The sequence below is a fragment of the Azospirillum formosense genome (assembly GCF_013340925.1).
Lineage (GTDB): Bacteria > Pseudomonadota > Alphaproteobacteria > Azospirillales > Azospirillaceae > Azospirillum > Azospirillum formosense.
Map to the genome: position 1 here is coordinate 1 of NZ_WHOR01000030.1, position 19,850 is coordinate 19,850.

Consider the following 19,850-nt stretch of genomic DNA (forward strand, 5'->3'; position numbering starts at 1 on the left):
GTGAGGGTGTCGGTGCCGTGGGGCATGCTTGGCCTCCTCAAATGTGGACTCAGTGGCTGGCCGTGGGACGGACCACGATCTCGTTGGTGTCGACGTCGTCCGGCTGCTCGATGGCGTGCAGGATGGCCCGCCCGATGGCATCCGGCTTGATGGAGACGGCGCGGTAGCTGCGCATCAGCTCCTCGGCCTCCGGGTCGGTGATGGTGTGGGCCAGCTCCGATTCCACGACGCCGGGGCAGACGCAGGTGACGCGCAGCCGCTCGTTCTCCTGGCGCAGCCCGTCGGAAATGGCCCGCACCGCGTATTTCGTCGCGCAGTAGACGGCGGCGGTCGGCGACACGGCGAGCGCTCCGATGGAGGCGATGTTGATGATCTGGCCGAAGCCCTGGCCGTTCATGACCGGCAGCACTGCGGCGATGCCGTAGAGAACGCCGCGGATGTTCACGTCGATCATGCGGTCCCATTCCTCGACCTTCAGCGAGGCCATGGGGGACAGCGGCATGACCCCGGCGTTGTTGACCAGCACGTCGATGCGCCCGAACCGCTCCCGCGCGAAGGCGGCGAAGGCGGCCATGTCCTCGCGGCTCGTCACGTCCAGCGCGCGGACATCGGCGGTGCCGCCGCCGGCCCGGATGTCGGCGGCCAGGGCTTCCAGCCGCTCGGTCCGGCGGGCGCCGAGCACCAGCTTCGCCCCGGCGGCGCCGAGGACGCGGGCGGTGCCTTCGCCGATGCCGCTGGAGGCGCCGGTGATGAGGATCGTCTTGTCGGTGATCGCGGTCATGGTCTGCTCCTCTCCGTCGATCGTTGCGGTGACGGAGAAAAGCTATGGCCGGCCGGTGGAATGTTCGAGTTGCCAATCATGAACGGGCTGGTTAGGGTTGCTAACCAATGAGCGACCCATTCGAAGGCATGGCGGCGTTTCTGGCGGTGGCCGAGACGCTCAATTTCCGCCGGGCGTCCGAGCGCCTGGGCGTCACCCGCTCCGCCGTCAGCCAGGCGGTCCGCCGGCTGGAAGACCGCATCGGCGTGCCGCTTCTCCAGAGGACGACGCGCAGCGTCCGGCTGACCGACGCGGGTGCGCATCTGTTCGCCGCGACGCGCCCGGCGTTGGCGGAGATCGGCACGGCGCTGGAGGTCATCGCCTCGGCGCACGGGGTGCCGGGCGGAACGCTGCGGCTGGCCGTCTCGTCCATCGCGGAAAGCATTCTGGAGGGCGAGGCGCTGGCCGGTTTCCTGGCCGCCTACCCATCGGTCGGCATCGACATCCTGGTGACCGACGAGGAGTTCGACATCGTCGCGGCGGGTTTCGACGCAGGCGTCCGGCTGGGCGAGGCCATCGAGCAGGACATGATCGCGGTCCCGGTCTCCGCCCCGCAGCGGCAGCTGGTGGTCGCCTCACCCGCCTATCTGGCGGAGGCCGGCCGTCCCGCCCATCCGCGCGATCTCCTCGCCCACCGCTGCATCGGCTGGCGCCCGGCGCCGGATGTGGCGCCCTACCGCTGGGAGTTCACCGAGGACGGCCGCGACTTCGACATCGCGGTGAATCCGCGGGTCGCGACCAACGACATGGGGATGATGGTCCGGCTGGCCCTGGCCGGCGCCGGGATCACCTGCGGCATGGAGGAGACCTTCCGGCCCCATCTGGAGAGCGGCGCGCTGCTGGCCCTTCTGGAGGAATTCTGCCCGCCTTTCGCCGGCTTCCACCTCTACTACCCCAGCCGCCGGACGGTGCCGCCGCGGCTGCGCGCGCTCATCGACCATCTGCGGGCGCGGAACGGCGCGTCGCCGAGGGCGTCACGTCAGGGGTGAGCCGAGGCGTTACCGCAGCATCAGGGCGAACACGCCCCAGCCCAGATGATCCCGCGTGTGGGTGGCGTAGCGCACCGGTTCCGAGGTCAGTTTGGCTCGAACATCCTCTGCGAAGTCGTCGCCGGGATTGGCGTCCAGCCAGCGGCGCATGGTCAGCCATTTGGCCGCTTCGTAGCGGTCCCAGCCGTCCTGGTCGGCCAGAACCATCTCGACGACGTCGCAACCAAGGCGGCCGAAGGACGCGAGAAGCTCCGGGAGCGTGAGGAAATCGGCGATGGCGTTGGCGAGGCACCCCTTGGCAACATCGTCCGTCGGCGGCAGTTGCCGCCAATAGGGCTCGCCGATGAGGATGATCCCTCCGGTGCTCAGGCTCTGCCTCAGAAGCTCGATCGTGCCGGCGACACCACCGGCGATCCAGGTGGCTCCGACACAGGCGGCCACATCGACCTTCTGGTCGGAGACGTATCCGGCGGCATCGCCATGGATGAACGCGACCCGATCGGCGACCCCGAGTTCGACGGCACGGCGCCTCGCCTGCTCGGTGAACAGCCGGCTCATGTCGATGCCGGTGCCGGTGATGCCGTGATCGCGTGCCCAACTGCACAGCATCTCCCCCGAACCGCTGCCGAGGTCGAGCATCCGGGCCCCCGGTTCCAGGCGCAGCGCGGCGCCGAGGGTGGCGAGTTTTTCCGGTGTGATCGGGTTGTGAATGCGGTGTGCGCTTTCGCTGATGTTGAATATCCGGGGAATGTCCATGTTGGCCGAACTCCTCGAACGAAGGCGATGAGCGGGCGATCCCGCGCCGGAACGAGCGCGGCGGTCCGGCAAACGAGGTTGGTGAAGCGATGGGCCGGGCACAACCGCAGGATAACCCGCGCGGTCGCGATCCAGCAAGTTCCCACCATGGTTGTGCGAGGGTCCGTCCTGAGCGGGGCGCCTGTCCCGGGACCGCCCCGCAGCATACGGCTCACAGCCCGACGTCCTGCCGCCTGAAACGGAAACGGCGGGTGCCAACCCCCGAGGCCCCCGCCACCCGCCGTTGTGGCTGGCGTTCAGTCCTGCTCAGCCGAACCAGCCGGCGACGTTTCCGGTCTGGCCGAGGATGGTGATGCGGTTGCCCGCCCCGACGTCGAGGGTGGTGTTGCCGCCTTCCACCCGCGCCGAGCGGATCACCGCGCCGAGGTCCATGCTGGCGTCGTAGAGAGCCAGACGGTCCACCCCGACCTGGAAGTCCATGACCACCGAGCCGCCCGAGGAACGGCCGAAGGCGAAGACGTCCGCACCGGCGCCGCCCCACAGCGTGTCCGCACCACCGTCGGCGAACAGAACGTCGTTGCCGGCCCCGCCGTTCAGCAGGTCGTTGCCCGCCCCGCCGGCCAGCGTGTCGTCGCCCTCCTCGCCGGCCAGCGTGTCGTCGCCCTCCTCGCCGAACAGGATGTCGTGGCCCGTCCCGCCGAACAGCGCGTCGTTGCCGACGCCGCCGCCGACCAGGTCGTTGCCCGACCCGCCGAGCAGCCAGTCGTCGCCCTCGCCGCCATGCACCACGTCGTCGCCGTCGTCGCCGTACAGCGTGTCGTTGCCGCCGGCGCTGGTGATCGTGTCGTTGCCGCCGCCGCCGTGCAGGATGTCGTCGCCGGCCCCCAGATGCATGTACTGCTCGTGGTCGTCGCCGTAGACGATCTGCTCGCCGTCGCCGCCGACCAGCGTGGCGTTGCCGACCACCGCCGCGAACTCGACGTTGTCGAGCTGGATGGTCACCGGCCCCGCCAGCGCCGTGGTGTTGAGCACCACCGCGGTCGGCGCCGTGCTGGCGGTGCCGGTGCCGCCCAGCGTGGTGCCGGTCACCTTGGTCTGCACCGTCTGGCCGGCGGCCACGCCCGGCGCGCTGAAGTCGATGGTGCGCACCAGAAGCTGGGCCTGGGTGGACAGCACCGAGAGGAAGCCCGAACCGCCGCCGGTCAGGTTGCCGCGCGAGGCGGTGCCCTCGTCGGTGCGCGCCTCGATGGCGGCGATCAGGCCGTTCAGCCCGGTCAGCGCCTGGGAGGCGGTTTGCCGCTCGGCGTTGCCGGTGGTGGTGACGGCGACGCCGTTGGAGACGCTGACCGTCAGGGTGGTCATCGTGGAGACCTGGCCGGTCTGCCGGTCGACGACCACCTCGCGCACCACCGGCACGTCGGCGAGGTCGGGGTTGGCGGTGCTGCCGTCCTCGACGCGGGTGCTGTTGGTCGCCGCGACGGTCACGGTGGTGGTGCGGCTGCCGTCGCCGCCGGTGGTGACCGAGCCGGTGACGGTGGCGCCGTCCACGGTGGCCTCGGCCACGGGGGCGATGGGGGCGGGCTTCTCCACCGTGGCGGTGAGCTTCTGCGTCGTCGCGATGAACGGCACCGAGGCGTTGCCCGCCGGGTCGGTCAGGCCCAGCGTCAGGGTGAGGGTGCCGTCGCCCAGGCTGGAGAGGTCCAGCCCGGTCACCTTCATGGTCGGGCCGCTCATCACGCCGGTGCCGGTGACCTGGCCGCCGCCGGCCGAGGTGATCGTCCAGGTGAAGGCGGCCCCGGCCTCGCCGTTGGCGATGGTGAAGCCGGCGCTGGACTGCTCGATGGCGTCGATGCTGTCGTCCTCGAACAGCACGGTGGCCGTGGGCGCGGTGGTGTCGATGGTCAGCGACTGCGTGCCGGGACCCGAGACGTTGCCCGCCGCGTCGGTGGCGGTGGCCGAGACCGTGTTGGCGCCGTTGGGGTTCAGGCTCAACGAGCCCTGCGTCGGCGTCGCTGTCGCAAGGTCGATGGACCAGGTCCCGCCGGTGGCGATGGCGGTGTAGGTGGCGCCGCCGATGGTGACGGTGACGGTGCTGTCGGCCTCGGCCGTGCCGGTCAGGGTCGGCGTCGTGCTGTTGCTCAGCGCCGTGGTGACGGTCGGGGCGTTCGGCGCCGTGGTGTCGATGACCAGCGAATGGATGGCCGGTGCGGAGACGTTGCCGGCGGTGTCGGTGGCGGTGGCCGAGACCGTGTTGGCGCCGTTGGGGTTCAGGCTCAACGAGCCCTGCGTCGGCGTCGCCGTGGCGAGGTCGATGGACCAGGTCCCGCCGGTGGCGATGGCGGTGTAGGTGGCGCCGCCCACCTGCACCGTCACCGTGCTGCCGGCCTCCGCCGTGCCGGTCAGGGTCGGGGTGGCGTTCTTGGTCAGCGCCGCGCTGGTCACCACTGGGGCGTTGGGCAGCGTGGTGTCGATGGTCAGCGTCTGGGTGCCGGGGGTGGACGTGTTGTTGGACGCGTCCTTGGCGGTGACGGACACCGCGTTGGTGCCGTTGGCGTTGAGGTTGAGCGCGCCGGAGGTGGGCGTCTCCGTGGCGAGGTTGATCGACCAGCTGCCGTTGGTTGCCGTGGTGGTGTAGGTCGCTCCGCCGATGGTGACGGTGACGGTGCTGTCGGCCTCCGCCGTGCCGGCCAGGGTCGGCGTCGCGCTGTTGGTCAGCGCCGCGCTGGTGATGACCGGAACCGCCGGAGGCGTCACGTCGGCCACGCTCACCACCGTGCTGACGCCGGAGATGGTCGCGCTGCCGGTGGCGCCGCCGCTGTCGGTCAGGCTGGCGATGGCCACCGTGCGGTTGCCCAGCGTCGCGGTCCCGCTGGTGTTCTTGTAGGTGACGCCGCCGAGCAGCGCGCTCATCTGCGCGTCGCTGCGCTCCAGGCCGCTGACGGTCACCGTGGCGACGCCGCCGACCACCGACACGGTGACGCTGGCGTCGCCGCCCGCGGCCCCCAGCCCGGTCAGGGTGCCGGTGGCGCCGTTGGTCAGCGCGATGTCGGTGCCGCCGATGGTCAGGACCTCGGTGGCGTCGACCACCCCGCTGACGGTGAACACCGCGCCGCGGAAGCTCTGTCCCGCCTCCACCGTGGAGGCCGCCACGCCGCTGAACAGGCTGGTGGAGCTGTCCACGCCGACGCCGAAGGTCTTGGCTCCGCCGGTCGCGGTCAGGGTCGGCACGGCGTCGACGGTGATCGTGGCGGTGGCGCTGCCCGTGCTGTAGGCGTCCGCGCTGGTGTCGGCGGTGCCGCCCGCCGTGCCGCTGGTCAGGTCCCACGCCTTGAAGGTCAGGCCGCCGGTGTCGGTGTTGGTGAAGCCCGACCCGCTCGGCACGAAGCGCACGCGGTCCGACCCGGCGAGCAGCAACGCCGACCCGTTGGACGATCCGGTGGGAATGTCCGTCCAGGCGCCGGTGCCGACCTTGTACTGCCAGGTGCCGTTGGTGTTGGTCACCCCGGTGACGGCGATGCCCAGCGGAAGGACGGTGACCATCGGGACGGGGAGGTCGTACTCGGCGTCGGTGGCGGTGCCGGCGGAGGCCAGCAGCGCCGTGACGGTCATCCCGCTGTTGGCGGCGTCGGCGATGCCCTGGTCGATGGTGGTCAGGCTGCGGACGTCGTTGGACAGGATCGGGCTGTCGTTGGCGCCCGTGAAGTTGAGGGTGAGCTCCTGCGAGACGCTCCGGTTGCCGTCGGAAACGGTGAAGGTGCTCTTCGCCTGTATCGGCCCCGCCGGCATGCCGTTGAGGAAGACGGCGTCGAACACGTAGGCGTAGTGGCCGGTCTGGCTGTTGACGTAGGAGGTGCCGCCCGGCCCGGTGGACCAGATGTCGTAGGTGACGCCGTTGCTGAGCGTGACGCTGCCGTACTGGAGCGGGGAGGCCTGCGATCCGGCGATGGAGTAGCTCAGCGTGTCGCCTTCCAGGTCGGAGGCGGAGAGCTGGCCGTCGACCATCGGGAAGCTGTCGTCGGCGGCGGTGTCGACCAGCGTCGGCGGCGTGGTCGGCACGACCAGCGTCGGCGGGGCGTTGGTGTCGATGCGGTCGTTGGTCTGGCTGATCGGGGTGGTGTAGGGGGTGTTGGCGTTGCTCGCGCTGTCGACCAGGACGATGTTGACCGGAATGTCGTCGGCGGCGGCGCGGTCGCCGGTGCGCTGGCCGTCGGCGGTCACCGTGAAGGTGGCGGTGTAGGTGGTCGCGCTGACCTTGGTCAGGTTGCCCAGCGTGAAGCCGTTGACGGTGCTGCCGCTGCCCAGCGTGTAGGTGTCGCTGTCCGACGCCACCGTGATCGTCACGGTCACCGTGTCGCCGACCTTGGCGGCTTGGTCGGGAATGGTGACGTTGGTGATCGAGGGGGGCGTGGTGTCGGGGGTGTTGTTCGTCACCGACTGGTCGGTGACGGTGGCCGCGTCCGCGCCGCCGGTCACGTTCTGGATCGCCGCCGCGTCGTTGCCGCTGGTGGGGTCGGTGTAGCTGACGGTGACCGTCTGCCCCTGCTGGACCGCCTGGCCCAGCGTCAGAGTGACCGTCTTGGCGGCGCTGTCAACCGCGACGCCGGTGACGGTGATGGTGTTGCCGCCGGCCTTGACCACGAAGGCGCCCGCCGCCGGGCCGTTCACGGCGTCCAGCGCGACGTCGTAGGTCAGAACCAGCGTCGTTCCGTCCACCGCCGCGCTCTGCAGGACCGGGGCGGGCGGGGCGAGCGTCACCAGGACGGAGCCGGACGAAACCGACGCCTGAGGAATCATGCCGCTGGTGGAGGTGAAGATGCTGATGGGGAAGTTGCCGGAGGTGCCGGACGCCGTCACGTCGAAGGTCAGCGTTTGGACCCCGATCGGAATGATGCCGGTCAGGGTGTTGGTCGCCGACCCGTTGAGCTGGAAATTCGCGATCGTCCAACCGCTGGGCGCGGCCACGTCGAAGTGGAGGTTGCTGCCCACCATGTTCAGCGCCGTGCTGATGTTCACAGTGAAGGAAAGCTGGGTCGGGGTGCCGCTGGCGAAAGTGGCGGTCGGGTTGTCCGGCGTGATGGTGATGGGGGAGAGGCTGCCCGGCTGCATCCCGAACGATGCGGTGACGAGCTTGTTGACCTCGGTCGTGTTGTTGGCGGCGCCGCTGTCGGTGATCGAGCGCAGGACGATGGGGCGCGTTTCGCTGAATCCGGGATTGGTCTGGCTGAGGCTGGAGACCGTGAAGGCCGTGGTCTTGTAGATAATCCCGTCGATCAGCGTGCTCATCGCGCTGTTGCTCAGCGCCATGCCGCTGAGCGTCACCGTGGCCACGCCGTTCACCAGCGTCACCGCGTAGTTGCCGCTGGAGAGGCTGCCCGAGGTCCCGTCGCTCAGCGTGATGTCGGTTCCGGCGATGTTCAGGAATTCATTGCTGCCGGTGCCCGCGACGTGGTGCACGGTCAGCACCATGCCGGTGAAGGTCTGCCCGCTGTCCACCGTGGAGGCGGTGACGGTATCGAACAGGTCGAAGGTCGGGTCGCCCATCACGAGCTGGCCGTAGCCGTCGACCGGCGTGAGCGTCAGCGTGGGCGGGGTGCCGTTCGGGTTGATCGTGTTGTTGGTGACCGCTTGTGCGGCGAAGGTCGCGGCATCGGCGCCCGTGGTGCTCTGGACCGCGTTGGTGTCGTCGCCGGTGGTCGGGTCGGTGTAGGCGACGGTGACCGTGTCGGTGTGGGAGACCGCCTGACCGAGCGTCAGCGTGACCGTCTTGTTGGCCCCGTCCACCGCGACGTTGGTGACGGAGACCGTGTTGCCGCCGATCTGGACCGCGAAGGCATTTGCCGCCGGGATGTTCGTTCCGTCCAGCGCCATGTCGTAAGTCAGCACCAGCGTCGTGCCGTCCACCGCCGCGCTTTGCAGGACGGGGGCGGGCTCGGCGATGGTCACCATCGTGGAACCGGACTTGACCGCGATCGTCGGGATGGGGGAGATGCTATCGCTGTACCCCGCGGTGATGCTGATGGGGAACGCACCGCTGGTGGTCGTGCCCGTGGTCGTCACGTTGAAGGTCAGGGTGTAAGTTCCGGGCGAGGCTCCGAAGGCGAAGACGGGCATGCCGCCGTTCATCTTGACGTTCGAGATCGTCAAGCCGTCCGGCGCCTTGACGTTGAAGAAGAGGGCTCCGTCCCCGACGGTCGCCGCGGTGGCGACGGTCACGGTGAACGAAACCGCGGTCGTCGTGCCTGGGGCGAAGGTGACCGTCGGATTGTTCGGCGTCACCGTGATCATCGGGGACTGCGAGTCCTTCTGACCCAGCGACACCGTGGCGACCTTGTTCACCATGGTGGTGTTGTTGGAGGCGCCGCTGTCGGTGATGGAGCGCAGGACGATGGAGCGCGTGTCGGTGAGGGCGAACTGGTCGGAAGGGGCCATGCCGAGCCCCGCGTTGTCGCAGGCGTAGCCGAGGTCGTCGATCAGCGCGTTCATCTCGCCGTCGGTCAGGCTCATGCCAGACAGCGTCACCGTGGCGACGCCGTTCACCACCGTCACCGCATAGTTGCCCTTGGAGAAGACGCCTGTCCCCGCCGTCAGCGTGATGGAGCTGCCGCCGACCGTGAGACGCTCGTTGGCGCCGAAGAGGACGCCGTGGACCGTCAGCACCATGCCGGTGAAGGTCTGCCCGCCGTCGACGGTGGAGGCGGTCACCCCGTCGAACAGATCGGCCGTGACGGTGCCGAGAGCCACCGACTGGCCGTAGGTGTCCTCGGTGGTGAGGGTCACCGTCGGCGCGATGGAGGTCGTGGAAGCACCAGCGACGCTCACGGTGGCGGAGACGCCGGTGAGGGTGGCAATGTTGTTGCTGGCGCCGTCGTCGGTGACGCTGGTGATGGTGACGACGCGGTTGCCGGGCGTGACGATGCCGTTGACCGCGTCGCCGGCGTTGACGTAGGCGATGCCGTCGATCAGCGCCGCCAATTGGGTGCCGGTGAGACTGAACCCGCTCAGGGTGACCGTCGCCGTCGTGCCGCTGTACGACGTGGTGAGGACCGCCCCCGTCAGGCCCGGCGCCGTCACAGGCACCCCGGTGGCGTTGGAGGACAGGGAAATGGGGATGATGCCGTCGAGGGACAGCCACTCGACGTCGACGACGTTGGTGACCGTCAGGGTCAGGCCGGTGAAGACCTGTCCGATGTCGTTGGTGTCGGCGGCCACACCGGAGAACAGGTCCACGGGCGCAGCGTTCTGGATATAGGTCGGCGCGGTGCTCGTCGCCGTCAGGGTAGGCAGGCTCGAAGCCGGCGTGCCGACGTTGATGGTTGCGGAGACCCCGGTGATGTCGCCTGTGTCGACGCTGCCGCCGTCGTCGGTGAGGCCGGTGACGGCAATGATGCGCTGGCCGTCGGACGGAGTTCCGGCCGCGTTGTAATAGGTGATGTCGTTGATGAGCGAGGCCATTTCGGCATCCGACAGGGCCATGCCGGTGATTCGGATGGTCGCTGTGCCGTTGCTGACGGACACCGTCCCGGTAACCCTTGTCCCACTCATCTGCACGGGGTCAATAAAGTGGGACGCGCCATCGACCAGGTAAAGTTCGAGCGAACCCATCATGCCGGGCACGGTGAAGTACAACGCTTCGTTGACGCCGTCCAGCATGCCGGTCACGGTAACCGTCATGGCGGTGAAGATCTGCCCGCTGTCGTTGGTGCTGGCGGTGGCCGATGAGAACAGGGGCTGCGTCTGGGAACCGCTGTAGGTCGGCGTGCCGCCAGCGGCGGTCAAGGTGGGGGCGTGGAGTTGAACCGTGAAGCTGGTTCTGAAATCCGGAATATCGACGCCGCCTTGGTTCTGGATGGCGGTGGTGCTGTCCACGGTATCCCCGTCGTAATAACGGAGGGAGACAGCATCACCACTTTGGAAAATGTAGCCGTTGCCAACCTCAACGATGACGTTGCTGCCAATGACGTCGACGCCGGAAACATTGTAGTAGATGCCGTTGATGCGAATCTGGCCCGATGTCGTCGATGAGCCGAAGAACTGCTGGATGGACGGGGGATTGTTTTCATCCAGCGCCTGATCGAAGGACAGGACGACCTTGTTGCCTCCGCTTTGCGCGGATGAGGAGAGGAATGCCGGCGGGCGGGCGGACAGAACCGTAACGGAGACGTCCACCGAAAAGGTGTCCAAGCCGTAGGGGGCCTGGATGACGCCGGTCGCGTCGTCACCCGCCGGGTCCTCGTAGCGGAAGGCGATGCTGTCGTTCAGCTGGAACTGCTGGCCGACGGTGAGGGTCACGAGGTTGTCGGAAACCACGGCGCTGATCAGGGCGACTGCCGTTCCATTGATCAGAATGGAACCGGTGCCCGCGTTCACGGTGCCATCGGTCGCCACGAAATGAGTCAGCAGCGGGTTGCTCGTGCTGTCCAGGGTGTCTTCGTACTTGAGGGTGATGGTGTTCTCGCCGGTGTAGGCGACCGCCAAGTCGAAGAACGGTGCGGCCAACACCCCGCGATACTGCTCGATCCGCAGGGCTTCGGTCCGCACCGTGCCACGCATCCAGGCAAGATCCCAATCGCCACCCAACTCCGCGGCGCCCGTCAGGGTCCGGGAGGCCGCCATGGCGGCGCCGGTGATGTCGGCCAGCGCGTCGAGGAACGACTCGCCGTGGCCGCTCGCCACGTTGCAGCCGTAGAGCAGGATGTCGCCATCCTGGGCGAGGCAGGCGCCGATGGCCGTCAACTCCGCCTCGCGCGCGGTCAGCGACGCCTCGTCGAGCCGCGCCGTGCCGAGTTGCAAGCCGCCCTCGAAGCCGTGGCACAGCACATGGAGCGCCCGGATGCCGTGGAGCCCGGCCAGAGCCTGCGCCATCGCTGCCACACCGTCGCGGCCTTCACCAATCAGCACGGCTTCCACGCCGGCGGGGAGCCCCGCCAGAAGATCCCGCCAGCCGGTAAGGGCGGTGTCGATGACGGCAATCTCAGTTGCCGTGTGGAGGAAGCGACCAGAGGTGGTGACGCGCGTGGTGGGAGCGAGGGTGGACGCTTCGGTCATGGCGGACATTTCCTGAGTGGGGCGCAATCCAGAGTATCCATCTCTCGAAAGAAATGGCTACCTCGTTTGATTTGAGATACCCACAACAGGACGTCCTGGTCAATGGATACAATGCGCGGCCGCCGCATTTGACACAGGAGTTTTCCTGTCAATAGCAAGCATAAATCTTCATTGTAATGTTACATATTGCAGAATATTGCGTCATTTCATGAATTAATGCGTTGTTAATCATTGACGATTTGTTGAGTATGGCGTGATTTTCCTAATTTTTAATTAGGTATATTGGCGGATTTGCAAGGCACGGCTAATAAAAGAGACGAAAGTGAGAGTTGTGATAATAAGCAATACACCCTGTTTTCTGCCCGTTACGTCTTGGCACGGCGTGTCGATGAGGGGCGGCAGAGCCCCTTACCCTGGGTTGGGTTTCCAGCCCTCTCCATCCGAAGGTGCTAAGCCGATCATTCTATTCATTGGAAGGATTGCGGGAGTCCCCCAGGACCGGCGCTATCCGGCGGCGGTCGACTCCCTCACCCGGTCGGGGGTGAAGGGCAGGTCGCGCAGACGCCGGCCGGTCGCCGCGCGGATGGCGTTGCCGATGGCTGCGGCGGTTGGACCCTGTGCCGCCTCGCCGGTGCCGAGGAAGGGCTCGCCGGGCCGCTCGACAATGTGGACGTCGATGCGGTCGGGCACGCTGGCGAAGCGCAGGATGGGGTAGCTGGCCCAATCCACCGAGGTGACGCGGGTGTCGTCGTAGGCGACGCGCTCGAACAGGGTCCAGCTCATCGCCTGGATGATGCCGCCCTCCGTCTGGTTGCGGATGCCGTCGGGGTTGACGATCTCGCCGCTGTCGATGGCGGCGGTGGCGCGGGTCATCCGCACCCGCCCGCTGCCGCGGTCCACCGACAGCTCAACCGCCAGCGCCAGATAGGCGGCGTGGTTCTTGTAGCGGGCGAAGGCGAAGCCGTGGCCGAAGCCCGGTGCCGGCGCGGCGCCCGTCCAGCCGAAGCGCTCCGCCGCCATTTCCACCACCCGGCGGGCGCGCGGGTCCTCCAGATGGCGCAGGCGGAACTCCACGGGGTCGGCGCCGGCCAGCAGCGCCAGATCGTCCATCATGCTTTCCAGCGCGAAGACGTTGGCGTAGGCGCCCAGCGACCGCAGCGCCGACACCCGCAGCGGCATGTCGGGCAGGAAGTGCCAGAGGACGCGGCTGTTCGGGATGGCGTAGAGCGGGATGGCGTTGCGGTCGCCGTTGCCGGCGGGGGTGATCTGCATCGCCGCCGGCTCCGCCGGGAAGGGCTCGGCCAGATGGCGGGCGGCCAGCAGGGCGCCGGCCCCGCCGGGGCGGGTGGTGTGGGTGTTGGACCAGACGTCGAAGGTCCAGCGGTCGATGCGCCCGTTCCCGTCCAGGGAGGCCGCGGCCTCGATCATCATGGCCGGGCCGTAGGGCTCCCCGGCATGCTCCTGCTCGCGCATCCACTGCACCCGCACGGGGCGGCCGGGCAGCTTGCTGGCGATCAGCGCCGCGTCCGCCGCCGCGTCGTCGGCGCCGTTGTGGCCGTAGCAGCCGGAACCCTCCGTATGGATCACCCGCACCCGTTCCGGAGGCAGGCGCAGCATCTCGGCGATGGCCTTGCGGTCGGGGTAGACCCCTTGGGTAGGCGGTCCAGCCCTCGGCCTCGCCACCGGCCCAGGCGCGATCCTCCTCCACCGCGCCCAGCGCGTTGCGCGGGCTGTGGCAGGCGCCGCAATGGCCCAGCCCCTCCGCCAGATAGGCGCCGCGGTTCCAGACCTCCGGCTTGGCCGGGTCGGGGGTGAAGGGGCCCTCGCGGAAATAGAGCAGCTTTCACCCGGCCACCGCCATGCGGATGTTCAGCGGGAAGGGCAGGTCGTTGGCGGGCGCCTCCGCCCGCACCGGGGTGCGCGTCATCAGGTAGGCGTAGAGCGCGCGGTTGTCGGCGTCGCTGACCCGCGTGTAGTGGTCGTAGGGAAAGGCGGGATAGAGATGCCGGCCTTCGCGATCCACCCCCCGCCGCATGGCGCGGTTGAAGGCCGCCTCGCTCCACCGGCCGATGCCGGTTTCCTCGTCGGGTGTGATGTTGGTGGAATGGAAGGTTCCGAAGGGCGTCGGCAGGGCCAGCCCCCCGGCGAAGGACCGTCCGCCCCGGCACCGTATGGCAGGCGATGCAGTTTCCCACCGCCGCCAGTCGTGCCCCTTCCGCCACCAGCTCCGGCGGAAAGCCGTCCGCCGCCGGGCGTGGCCGCGGCGGGATCGCCGCCTCCCACGCCCAGGCGACGGCTCCGGCGCCGAGCGCCAGCAGGACGGCGGCCCCGCCGATCAGACCTCGCTTGATTGAGTTGTGCCGCGTCCTCCGTCGCCCCATCCGCGCTCCTCCCACGATGCGAACAGGCGGGGCGGGGGATTGTTCTGGACGCTCACCGCTCCATGACCTCGTCGAGCGTGGCGGCGAGGTCGCCGGGCTCCACCGGCTTGTGCAGCAGGCGGCATCCGATGGAGCGCGCTTCGCGCAGCCGCTCCGGCGCCGTGTCGCCGGTGATGATGATAACCGGCACGTCCCAACGGCGGCGCACCAGCTCCGCCACCGTGCGGCCCGTCTGCCCGCGCGGGAGCCGGTGATCGGCCAGCACGACATGGGGACGGCTGCGCAGCCGGGGCAGGCGGTCGGCCAGTTCCTCCGCCGAGCCGACGGCGGTCACCCGAACGCCCCAGCGCTTCAGCAGCATGGTCATGGCGTGGCGCACCCGCTCGTCGTCCTCCACCAGCAGCACCCGTCGGCCCTTCATCCGCTCGGTCGGTGACGTCGTCGCCGCTGCCGCCGCGCTGGTGGCGGCCGCGGCGATGGCGCGGGCGGCGGCGGTCAGGCGGCGGTCGGGGTCGTGGGGGAGCGTGGCGCGCGGTACGGTGACCGTGAAGACGGTGCCCCGGCCGACCTCCGACCGCAGGTCAAGCGCCAAGCCGAGCAGCCGCGCCATTCGGGCCACCAGCGGCAGGCCGAGGCCGAACCCCTTGGCCGCGCTGCGCTCCGGATTGTCGAGCTGGTGGAACTCCTCGAATATGGCGGCGCGGGCGTCGGGGGGGATGCCCCGCCCGTCGTCCCACACCTGGAACTCCAGCGCAGCGGGGCGCCGCCGGCAGCCCAGAAGGCCCCGCCGTCCATCCCCCCCGCCATGGCGGATGGCGTTGGACAGCAGGTGGGTCAGGATCCGTGCCAGCAATCTTGCGTCGGTCCGCACCGCCACGCCGCAGGGGTGGACGTGCAGGCTCGTCCCCTCGGTCGCCGCGCTTTCCCGGAACTCCTGGGCCAGATGGCGCATCAGCGCGTCGGGACGGAACTCCGTGACCGAGACGTCCACCGCACCGGCCTCCAGCCGGGCGAGGTCCAGAAGGCCGCTCAGCATGCCGCTCAGGCTGTCGATGGACGCCTGGAGCAGATCGGCCGCCTCCCTGGCCGCCGGGTTCGCGTCGACCGCGCCGCGCAGGATGTGGGCGTACAGCGCCGCCGCCTGGATCGGCTGGCGCAGGTCATGGCTGGCGGCGGTCAGGAAACGCGCCTTGGCGCGGTCGGCGCGCTCCGCCGTTTCGTAAGCGCGGCGCAACTCCTCCTCGCGGACGGCGCGGCGGCCCTCGGCGCGGTGCAGCCGGTCGTGGAGCCGGCCCATCTCGCGGCGCTGCTCGACCAACTCGGCGGCCAGGCGCGCGCTCTCCTCGACCAGCCGGCTGGCGTCATGCTGGAGACGGTCCGCGGTCCGGAGCCCTTCGGCAAGGTTGCGGTTCAGCACCTCCAGGCTGTCACGCAGCGCCTTTCCCGTGGTTGGGGCAGTTTTGTCCGGTTTATCCGAATCCGCATCTTTTGGCATGGACGTCTCCACGATGGCCCCCCGCTCACCGCCGCAAAACAACTTCCGGCTCATGAGTCCACGTACGTCAGGTCACAACAGCGCAGAACAGGAATTGTTTTCGCGGGCATAACGATTCACGCGCGTGCAGGGTTCCTGATCATCACCCCAAGGGTGTTGGTTGCGGAGCAGCGACACGTCGCGCCCAAAAGAGCGGCGGATTGTCGCATGCGCGCCGTGTCCCGTTTGCCCGGGAGGCGGAGCGAACGGCACCAGGACGGTTGCTGCGCTGTTGAATCCCGAGGCGCCGTTCCGGCGTCGATACGGGCGCCATGGAGCAATCAGGTGGAGTCTCAAGATGATACGGGTACCCATCGACGGGGCGGGGCGGCCTTGCGCCGTCGCTCCCGTACACTGGCACCGTGATTGCTTCGTAAGCAAACGGATGCGGGTTTCCACGATGCGGGATGTTTCTTGATCTTGTTCGTTCAGCGAACAATCTAACGTCCCTGGCGCCTGCGCCGCCCGTGGTTGGTGCATTTGGAGGCAGGTTTGATCAACCCCATGATTACGGCCACCGCCGGCTGGTCCGAGGCGGTGGAGGAGCGGGCGCAGCGCCTGCTCCGTTATCAGGTCGGGACCGAAGGGCCGGACGGTGCCCCGGTGACCGTGCAGACCATGTTCGAGCGTTGCGGCTTCACGCCGATCGCCAGCGCCCGTTTCCTGATGTGCATCCCGCCACTGACCGCGATGCACGAACTGACCAAGACCGTGACGCGCTTCCGCATCGACGGCGAAGCCTGCTCGGACCCGGGGGGCATGGCGAAGGCGGCGCTGTCCTTCGCCGGGCGTGCGGTGGCGGTGCATGAATTGCACCCGGAACGTCGGTTCGTGGCGGGCGTGATTTCCTCCCTCCTGGGGTTGCAAGGACCCAGCCGGCGGTAGCATCCGGCGGGGCACCGGGAAGGTGTCCGATCCATACGGAAAACCAGGGGCCGTGCGGTGTCGCGCGGCCCTTCGCCGTGCCGTTCTGGGGAGAATCCTCCATTCTTTAAAAGTTGTAACCGTCCTTTGGTTGCTCGTTCGGCGAACTCGCATTATCAGTGGTCGACTGTATGACCATGGGCTGGTCCCACCAGTGCTTGGCCAACTTCCCGGGCTCGGGCGAAGGAGGGTGCGGCGATGGACAGGAAGCCGGTCGATTACGGGCAGTACAGCATCCTGGTCATCGAAGATCAGCCCTTCGTGCGCCGGACCATCATGCAGATTCTCTCGCAGATCGGTTTCCGCTCGATCGCCGAGGCCGACAACGGGGAGACCGGCATGCGGGAATGCATCCGGGCCACCCCGGATGTGATCGTCTGCGACATCGACATGAAGCCGGTGTCCGGCCTGCAGTTCCTGGCCGAGTTGCGGGCCAGCGCCGAGGTGCGGAACCGCCGCACGCCGGTGGTCTTCCTGACCAACCACACGGAATCGGAAATCGTGAAGAAGGCCATGTCCCTGGGCGTCAACGGCTTCGTCGTGAAGCCGCCGTCCTTCGGCGCCCTGAAGGAGCGGGTGGACCGCCTGCTGGCCGGCAAGTGAGGATGAGAATGGGGGGCGTGGTGCGGCGTGTGGTGCTGTGCGGTCTGGCGGTGCTCCCGCTGGCCGCCTGTTCGGGGGAACCGGGCGAGTCCGACATGCGCAAACTGGTGGAAACGCACACCCGGCGGGCGCTGGACGGCCAGGGGCAGGGCGGCTTCCGCGGGTTCGAGGGCTTCCGCAAGCAGGGCTGCGTGGACACCAAATACCGGAACGGCGCCCCGAAGCCGGACGATAAGCAGTATGATTGCTATTACGCGGCGACCTTCGCGCCGCAGCCGGGCGCGACGGCGATGACCGTGAACGGCAAGGGCCGTTTCACCCGCACCGACAAGGGCCTGACCTTCGAGGATCTGGGAGCGCAGCCGCGCTGATACGCCAACACTTCAGCGCTGTCTGGAAAAGGAAACGGCCGGTCATGACCCTGTCATGAACCGGCCGCGTCAGATGGTGGAAGGGGCTGGATTTGAACCAGCGTACGCTTACGCGGGCAGATTTACAGTCTGCTGCCTTTAACCACTCGGCCACCCTTCCGCTGATGCTTGACGCGACCATCGGAGACCTGCCGTTCATCGGGCCTTGCTTGGCCTTCCGTCCGGCGGGTGGCGTTATCTAACGGGTGACGGCGCTCCGGTCAAGCGGCTTTCTTCACCGGCAGCGCATCTTTGTTCAGGCCCCCTCGCCACGGGCCACGCGGGCCAGGGCGCTCAGCGGGTCGCCGTCCTCCGCGCTGAAGCAGGCGCTGAAGTCGTCGCACACCTCGCAGTTCGGGGATTTGCAGAGCATCAGCCCCTCGCGCTCGCAGAGCTGGCGGTAGAAGAACTTCTTCCATTTCATGTCGCCGCTGTTCAGCGCGACCAGCGACGGGAAATGGCGGCGGAACATGGCGTTCAGCTCCCGCCGGTCGGCGAAGCCCATGTCCTGCCAGAGATGGTTCGGCCCCAGGGCGCGGCGGGCGACGATGGCGGCCAGCCATTCCTCCTCGACCGTCCCGGCGGCGCGGTGGTCGAGCAGGAAGGCCCGCAGGTCCTCCTCCTCGATGGCGTCCACGCCGCTGTGGTCCGGCAGGGTGGGGAGGAGATGGGCGAAGCCCGCCGCGTGCCGCCGGATCAGTTCGGCCAGCGCCTCGCGCGCCAGTCCCAGGGAGGCGGTGACGCCGCCGGGATGCTGAGCGGCCAGACCGACGATGCGGCTGAACAACAACCGGTCGAGGGCCGGGCCATCCGGAACGCCGTCCAAAGCGTCGGCGGGCGGGTGGGGCGAAAGGGCCGTGGGATCGGCGATATCGGCAACCATGGTCGGCGAACTCCCGCATCGGGGGGTTGTTCGGTCATGACCATGATGGTGGATCAAATTCCCGCAACTGCGAAGTGGTTTTTTGCAGGTGCGTTCTCGGAGCCTTCCCGGCATCCGCGTCAGCCGTTCAGGACCTCGGCCGTGAAGCGCTCGAAGAAGCCGTCGATGACGCGGTCTGCCTTGGCCTTGACCAGCTTGACCGCCAGCCGGCCGACGGCCCCGCCCAGCGCCGCTGCGAGGGTGAAGGACAGGTGCGTATGGCCGTCCACCTCCTCCAGCGTGATGCGGGCCTCGCCCTTGACCGCTCCGGCGAGGCCGCCCTTGCCCTCGGCGTAGAGAATGTAGAAGCGCGGCGCGTCCTCCGGCGCCACCCGGACGTTGCCGGCGAAGCGCGCGTTCAGCGGCCCGACGGTGGCGCGCACGCGCGCGGTGTATTCGTTGGGCGACAGCCGGTCCATCTCCTCCAGCACCGGGATGCAGCGTTGCAGCACGGCGGGATCGCAGAGCGCGGTGAAGACCCGCTCGCGCGTCGCCGGAATCCGGTACTGGCCGTTCAGTTCCATGAATCACCTGTTGTTGGTCGGGCCTGTTGTCGGGCCGGAAATGCCAAGCGATTTGGTGTATGGATGACCCGCTTCCAAGACGCGCAATCGAGCATGGAGGGCGACAAACATGCGGCAGGCCGTCACGACGCTGACCACCCGGACCCGCGGTCAGGGCCTGTTCGAGGTGACCGAGCCGGTGGCCCGCTGGGTCGCCGCCCAGGGCATGGAGACCGGTCTGCTGACCGCCTTCTGCCGGCACACCTCGGCCTCGCTGGTCATCCAGGAGAATGCCGACCCGGACGTGCGCGGCGACCTGGAGCGCTTCTTCAAGCGGCTGGTCCCGGAAGACCCGGCGCTCTACGACCACACGCTGGAGGGGCCGGACGACATGCCCGCCCACATCCGCAGCGCGCTGACCACGGTGCAGCTGTCCATCCCCGTGCTGGAGGGGCGGATGGCGCTGGGCACCTGGCAGGGCATCTACCTGTTCGAGCACCGCACCCGGCCCCACGAGCGGACCCTGGCGCTGCATCTGCTGGGCGAATGAGGGCCAGGCGTCCGCGCCTCTACCCCAGCCAGCCCGCGGCATAGGGTGCGAGCCACCAGAACAGGGCGACGGCGGCGACCAGCCAGATCCCGACCATCAGCGCGGCGGCGGCGTAACTGACCGGCCGGGCGGCCAGCCGGGCGGCGGCGGTGCGATGTTCCTCCAGCACCGCCGCCGGGATCAGGCGGATGACCAGCAGGATGCCGAGCGGCACGATCAGCAGGTCGTCCAGATAGCCCAGGACCGGCACGACGTCGGGGATCAGGTCGATGGGGCTGAGCGCGTAGGCCGCCACCGCGGCGGCGGCCACGCGGGCGTACCAGGGCGTCCGCGGGTCGCGCGCCGCCAGATAGAGCGCGATCACGTCGCGCTTGATCCGCCGCGCCCAGCCCTTCGCCGCCGCCAGCATCCGG

General features: G+C 68.7%; 13 protein-coding genes, 1 tRNA gene and 1 pseudogene. 5 read left to right on the forward strand and 10 right to left on the reverse strand.

What is annotated here, in order from left to right:
• Window positions 1-49: 49 nt before the first annotated feature.
• Complete coding sequence (locus GBZ26_RS06410; protein WP_174438121.1) at window positions 50-781, reverse strand: SDR family oxidoreductase; 732 nt, start codon at window positions 779-781, stop codon at window positions 50-52.
• Between the two features lie 107 nt (window positions 782-888).
• Here GBZ26_RS06410 and GBZ26_RS06415 point away from each other — a divergent pair, with 107 nt between their 5' ends.
• On the forward strand, window positions 889-1,809 hold the full coding sequence (locus GBZ26_RS06415) for a LysR family transcriptional regulator (protein ID WP_174438122.1): 921 nt from the start codon (window positions 889-891) through the stop codon (window positions 1,807-1,809).
• Between the two features lie 9 nt (window positions 1,810-1,818).
• Here the strand turns inward: GBZ26_RS06415 and GBZ26_RS06420 are convergent, their stop codons facing one another.
• The 5 genes from GBZ26_RS06420 to GBZ26_RS06440 all read right to left on the reverse strand — a co-directional run bounded on the left by GBZ26_RS06420 (window position 1,819) and on the right by GBZ26_RS06440 (window position 15,486).
• Window positions 1,819-2,565 (reverse strand): SAM-dependent methyltransferase, encoded by a 747-nt coding sequence (locus GBZ26_RS06420; protein ID WP_174438123.1) that lies wholly within the window; start codon window positions 2,563-2,565, stop codon window positions 1,819-1,821.
• Between the two features lie 306 nt (window positions 2,566-2,871).
• Window positions 2,872-11,610, reverse strand: coding sequence for a SwmB domain-containing protein (locus tag GBZ26_RS06425; RefSeq protein ID WP_174438124.1), 8,739 nt, complete (start codon window positions 11,608-11,610; stop codon window positions 2,872-2,874).
• Between the two features lie 504 nt (window positions 11,611-12,114).
• The gene (locus GBZ26_RS30850) at window positions 12,115-13,293 is read right to left on the reverse strand and encodes a xanthine dehydrogenase family protein molybdopterin-binding subunit (protein WP_343207185.1); all 1,179 of its coding nucleotides are present in this window, start codon (window positions 13,291-13,293) and stop codon (window positions 12,115-12,117) included.
• A 160-nt stretch (window positions 13,294-13,453) separates the two neighbouring features.
• Entirely contained in the window at window positions 13,454-13,633 is a 180-nt protein-coding gene (locus GBZ26_RS06435) for a hypothetical protein (protein ID WP_174438125.1), read from the reverse strand.
• Window positions 13,634-14,043: 410 nt separating this feature from the next.
• Window positions 14,044-15,486: an ATP-binding response regulator gene (locus tag GBZ26_RS06440; protein WP_247884773.1), complete on the reverse strand. Its 1,443-nt coding sequence runs from the start codon at window positions 15,484-15,486 to the stop codon at window positions 14,044-14,046.
• A gap of 543 nt (window positions 15,487-16,029) precedes the next feature.
• Between GBZ26_RS06440 and GBZ26_RS06445 the strand changes: the two genes are divergently transcribed.
• The 3 genes from GBZ26_RS06445 (at window position 16,030) to GBZ26_RS06455 (ending at window position 17,423) form a co-directional block, all read left to right on the forward strand.
• Window positions 16,030-16,410, forward strand: coding sequence for a hypothetical protein (locus GBZ26_RS06445; protein WP_174438127.1), 381 nt, complete (start codon window positions 16,030-16,032; stop codon window positions 16,408-16,410).
• A gap of 237 nt (window positions 16,411-16,647) precedes the next feature.
• The gene (locus tag GBZ26_RS06450; RefSeq protein ID WP_014239878.1) at window positions 16,648-17,052 is read left to right on the forward strand and encodes a response regulator; all 405 of its coding nucleotides are present in this window, start codon (window positions 16,648-16,650) and stop codon (window positions 17,050-17,052) included.
• An 8-nt stretch (window positions 17,053-17,060) separates the two neighbouring features.
• Entirely contained in the window at window positions 17,061-17,423 is a 363-nt protein-coding gene (locus tag GBZ26_RS06455; protein ID WP_174438145.1) for a hypothetical protein, read from the forward strand.
• Window positions 17,424-17,497: 74 nt separating this feature from the next.
• On the opposite strand, the gene GBZ26_RS06460 is transcribed toward GBZ26_RS06455, so the two are convergent.
• The 3 genes from GBZ26_RS06460 to GBZ26_RS06470 all read right to left on the reverse strand — a co-directional run bounded on the left by GBZ26_RS06460 (window position 17,498) and on the right by GBZ26_RS06470 (window position 18,908).
• Window positions 17,498-17,583: transfer RNA gene (locus GBZ26_RS06460), tRNA-Tyr, on the reverse strand.
• Between the two features lie 135 nt (window positions 17,584-17,718).
• Complete coding sequence (locus tag GBZ26_RS06465; RefSeq protein ID WP_174438128.1) at window positions 17,719-18,345, reverse strand: nitrogen fixation protein NifQ; 627 nt, start codon at window positions 18,343-18,345, stop codon at window positions 17,719-17,721.
• Window positions 18,346-18,464: 119 nt separating this feature from the next.
• The gene (locus GBZ26_RS06470; RefSeq protein ID WP_174438129.1) at window positions 18,465-18,908 is read right to left on the reverse strand and encodes an SRPBCC family protein; all 444 of its coding nucleotides are present in this window, start codon (window positions 18,906-18,908) and stop codon (window positions 18,465-18,467) included.
• Window positions 18,909-19,017: 109 nt separating this feature from the next.
• On the opposite strand from GBZ26_RS06470, the gene GBZ26_RS06475 reads away from it, so the two are divergent.
• The gene (locus GBZ26_RS06475) at window positions 19,018-19,437 is read left to right on the forward strand and encodes a secondary thiamine-phosphate synthase enzyme YjbQ (RefSeq protein WP_174438130.1); all 420 of its coding nucleotides are present in this window, start codon (window positions 19,018-19,020) and stop codon (window positions 19,435-19,437) included.
• A 19-nt stretch (window positions 19,438-19,456) separates the two neighbouring features.
• On the opposite strand, the pseudogene GBZ26_RS06480 reads toward GBZ26_RS06475, so the two are convergent.
• A pseudogene (locus GBZ26_RS06480) lies at window positions 19,457-19,849 on the reverse strand (YkvA family protein); the annotation flags it as partial.
• Between the last annotated feature and the right edge of the window lies 1 nt (window position 19,850).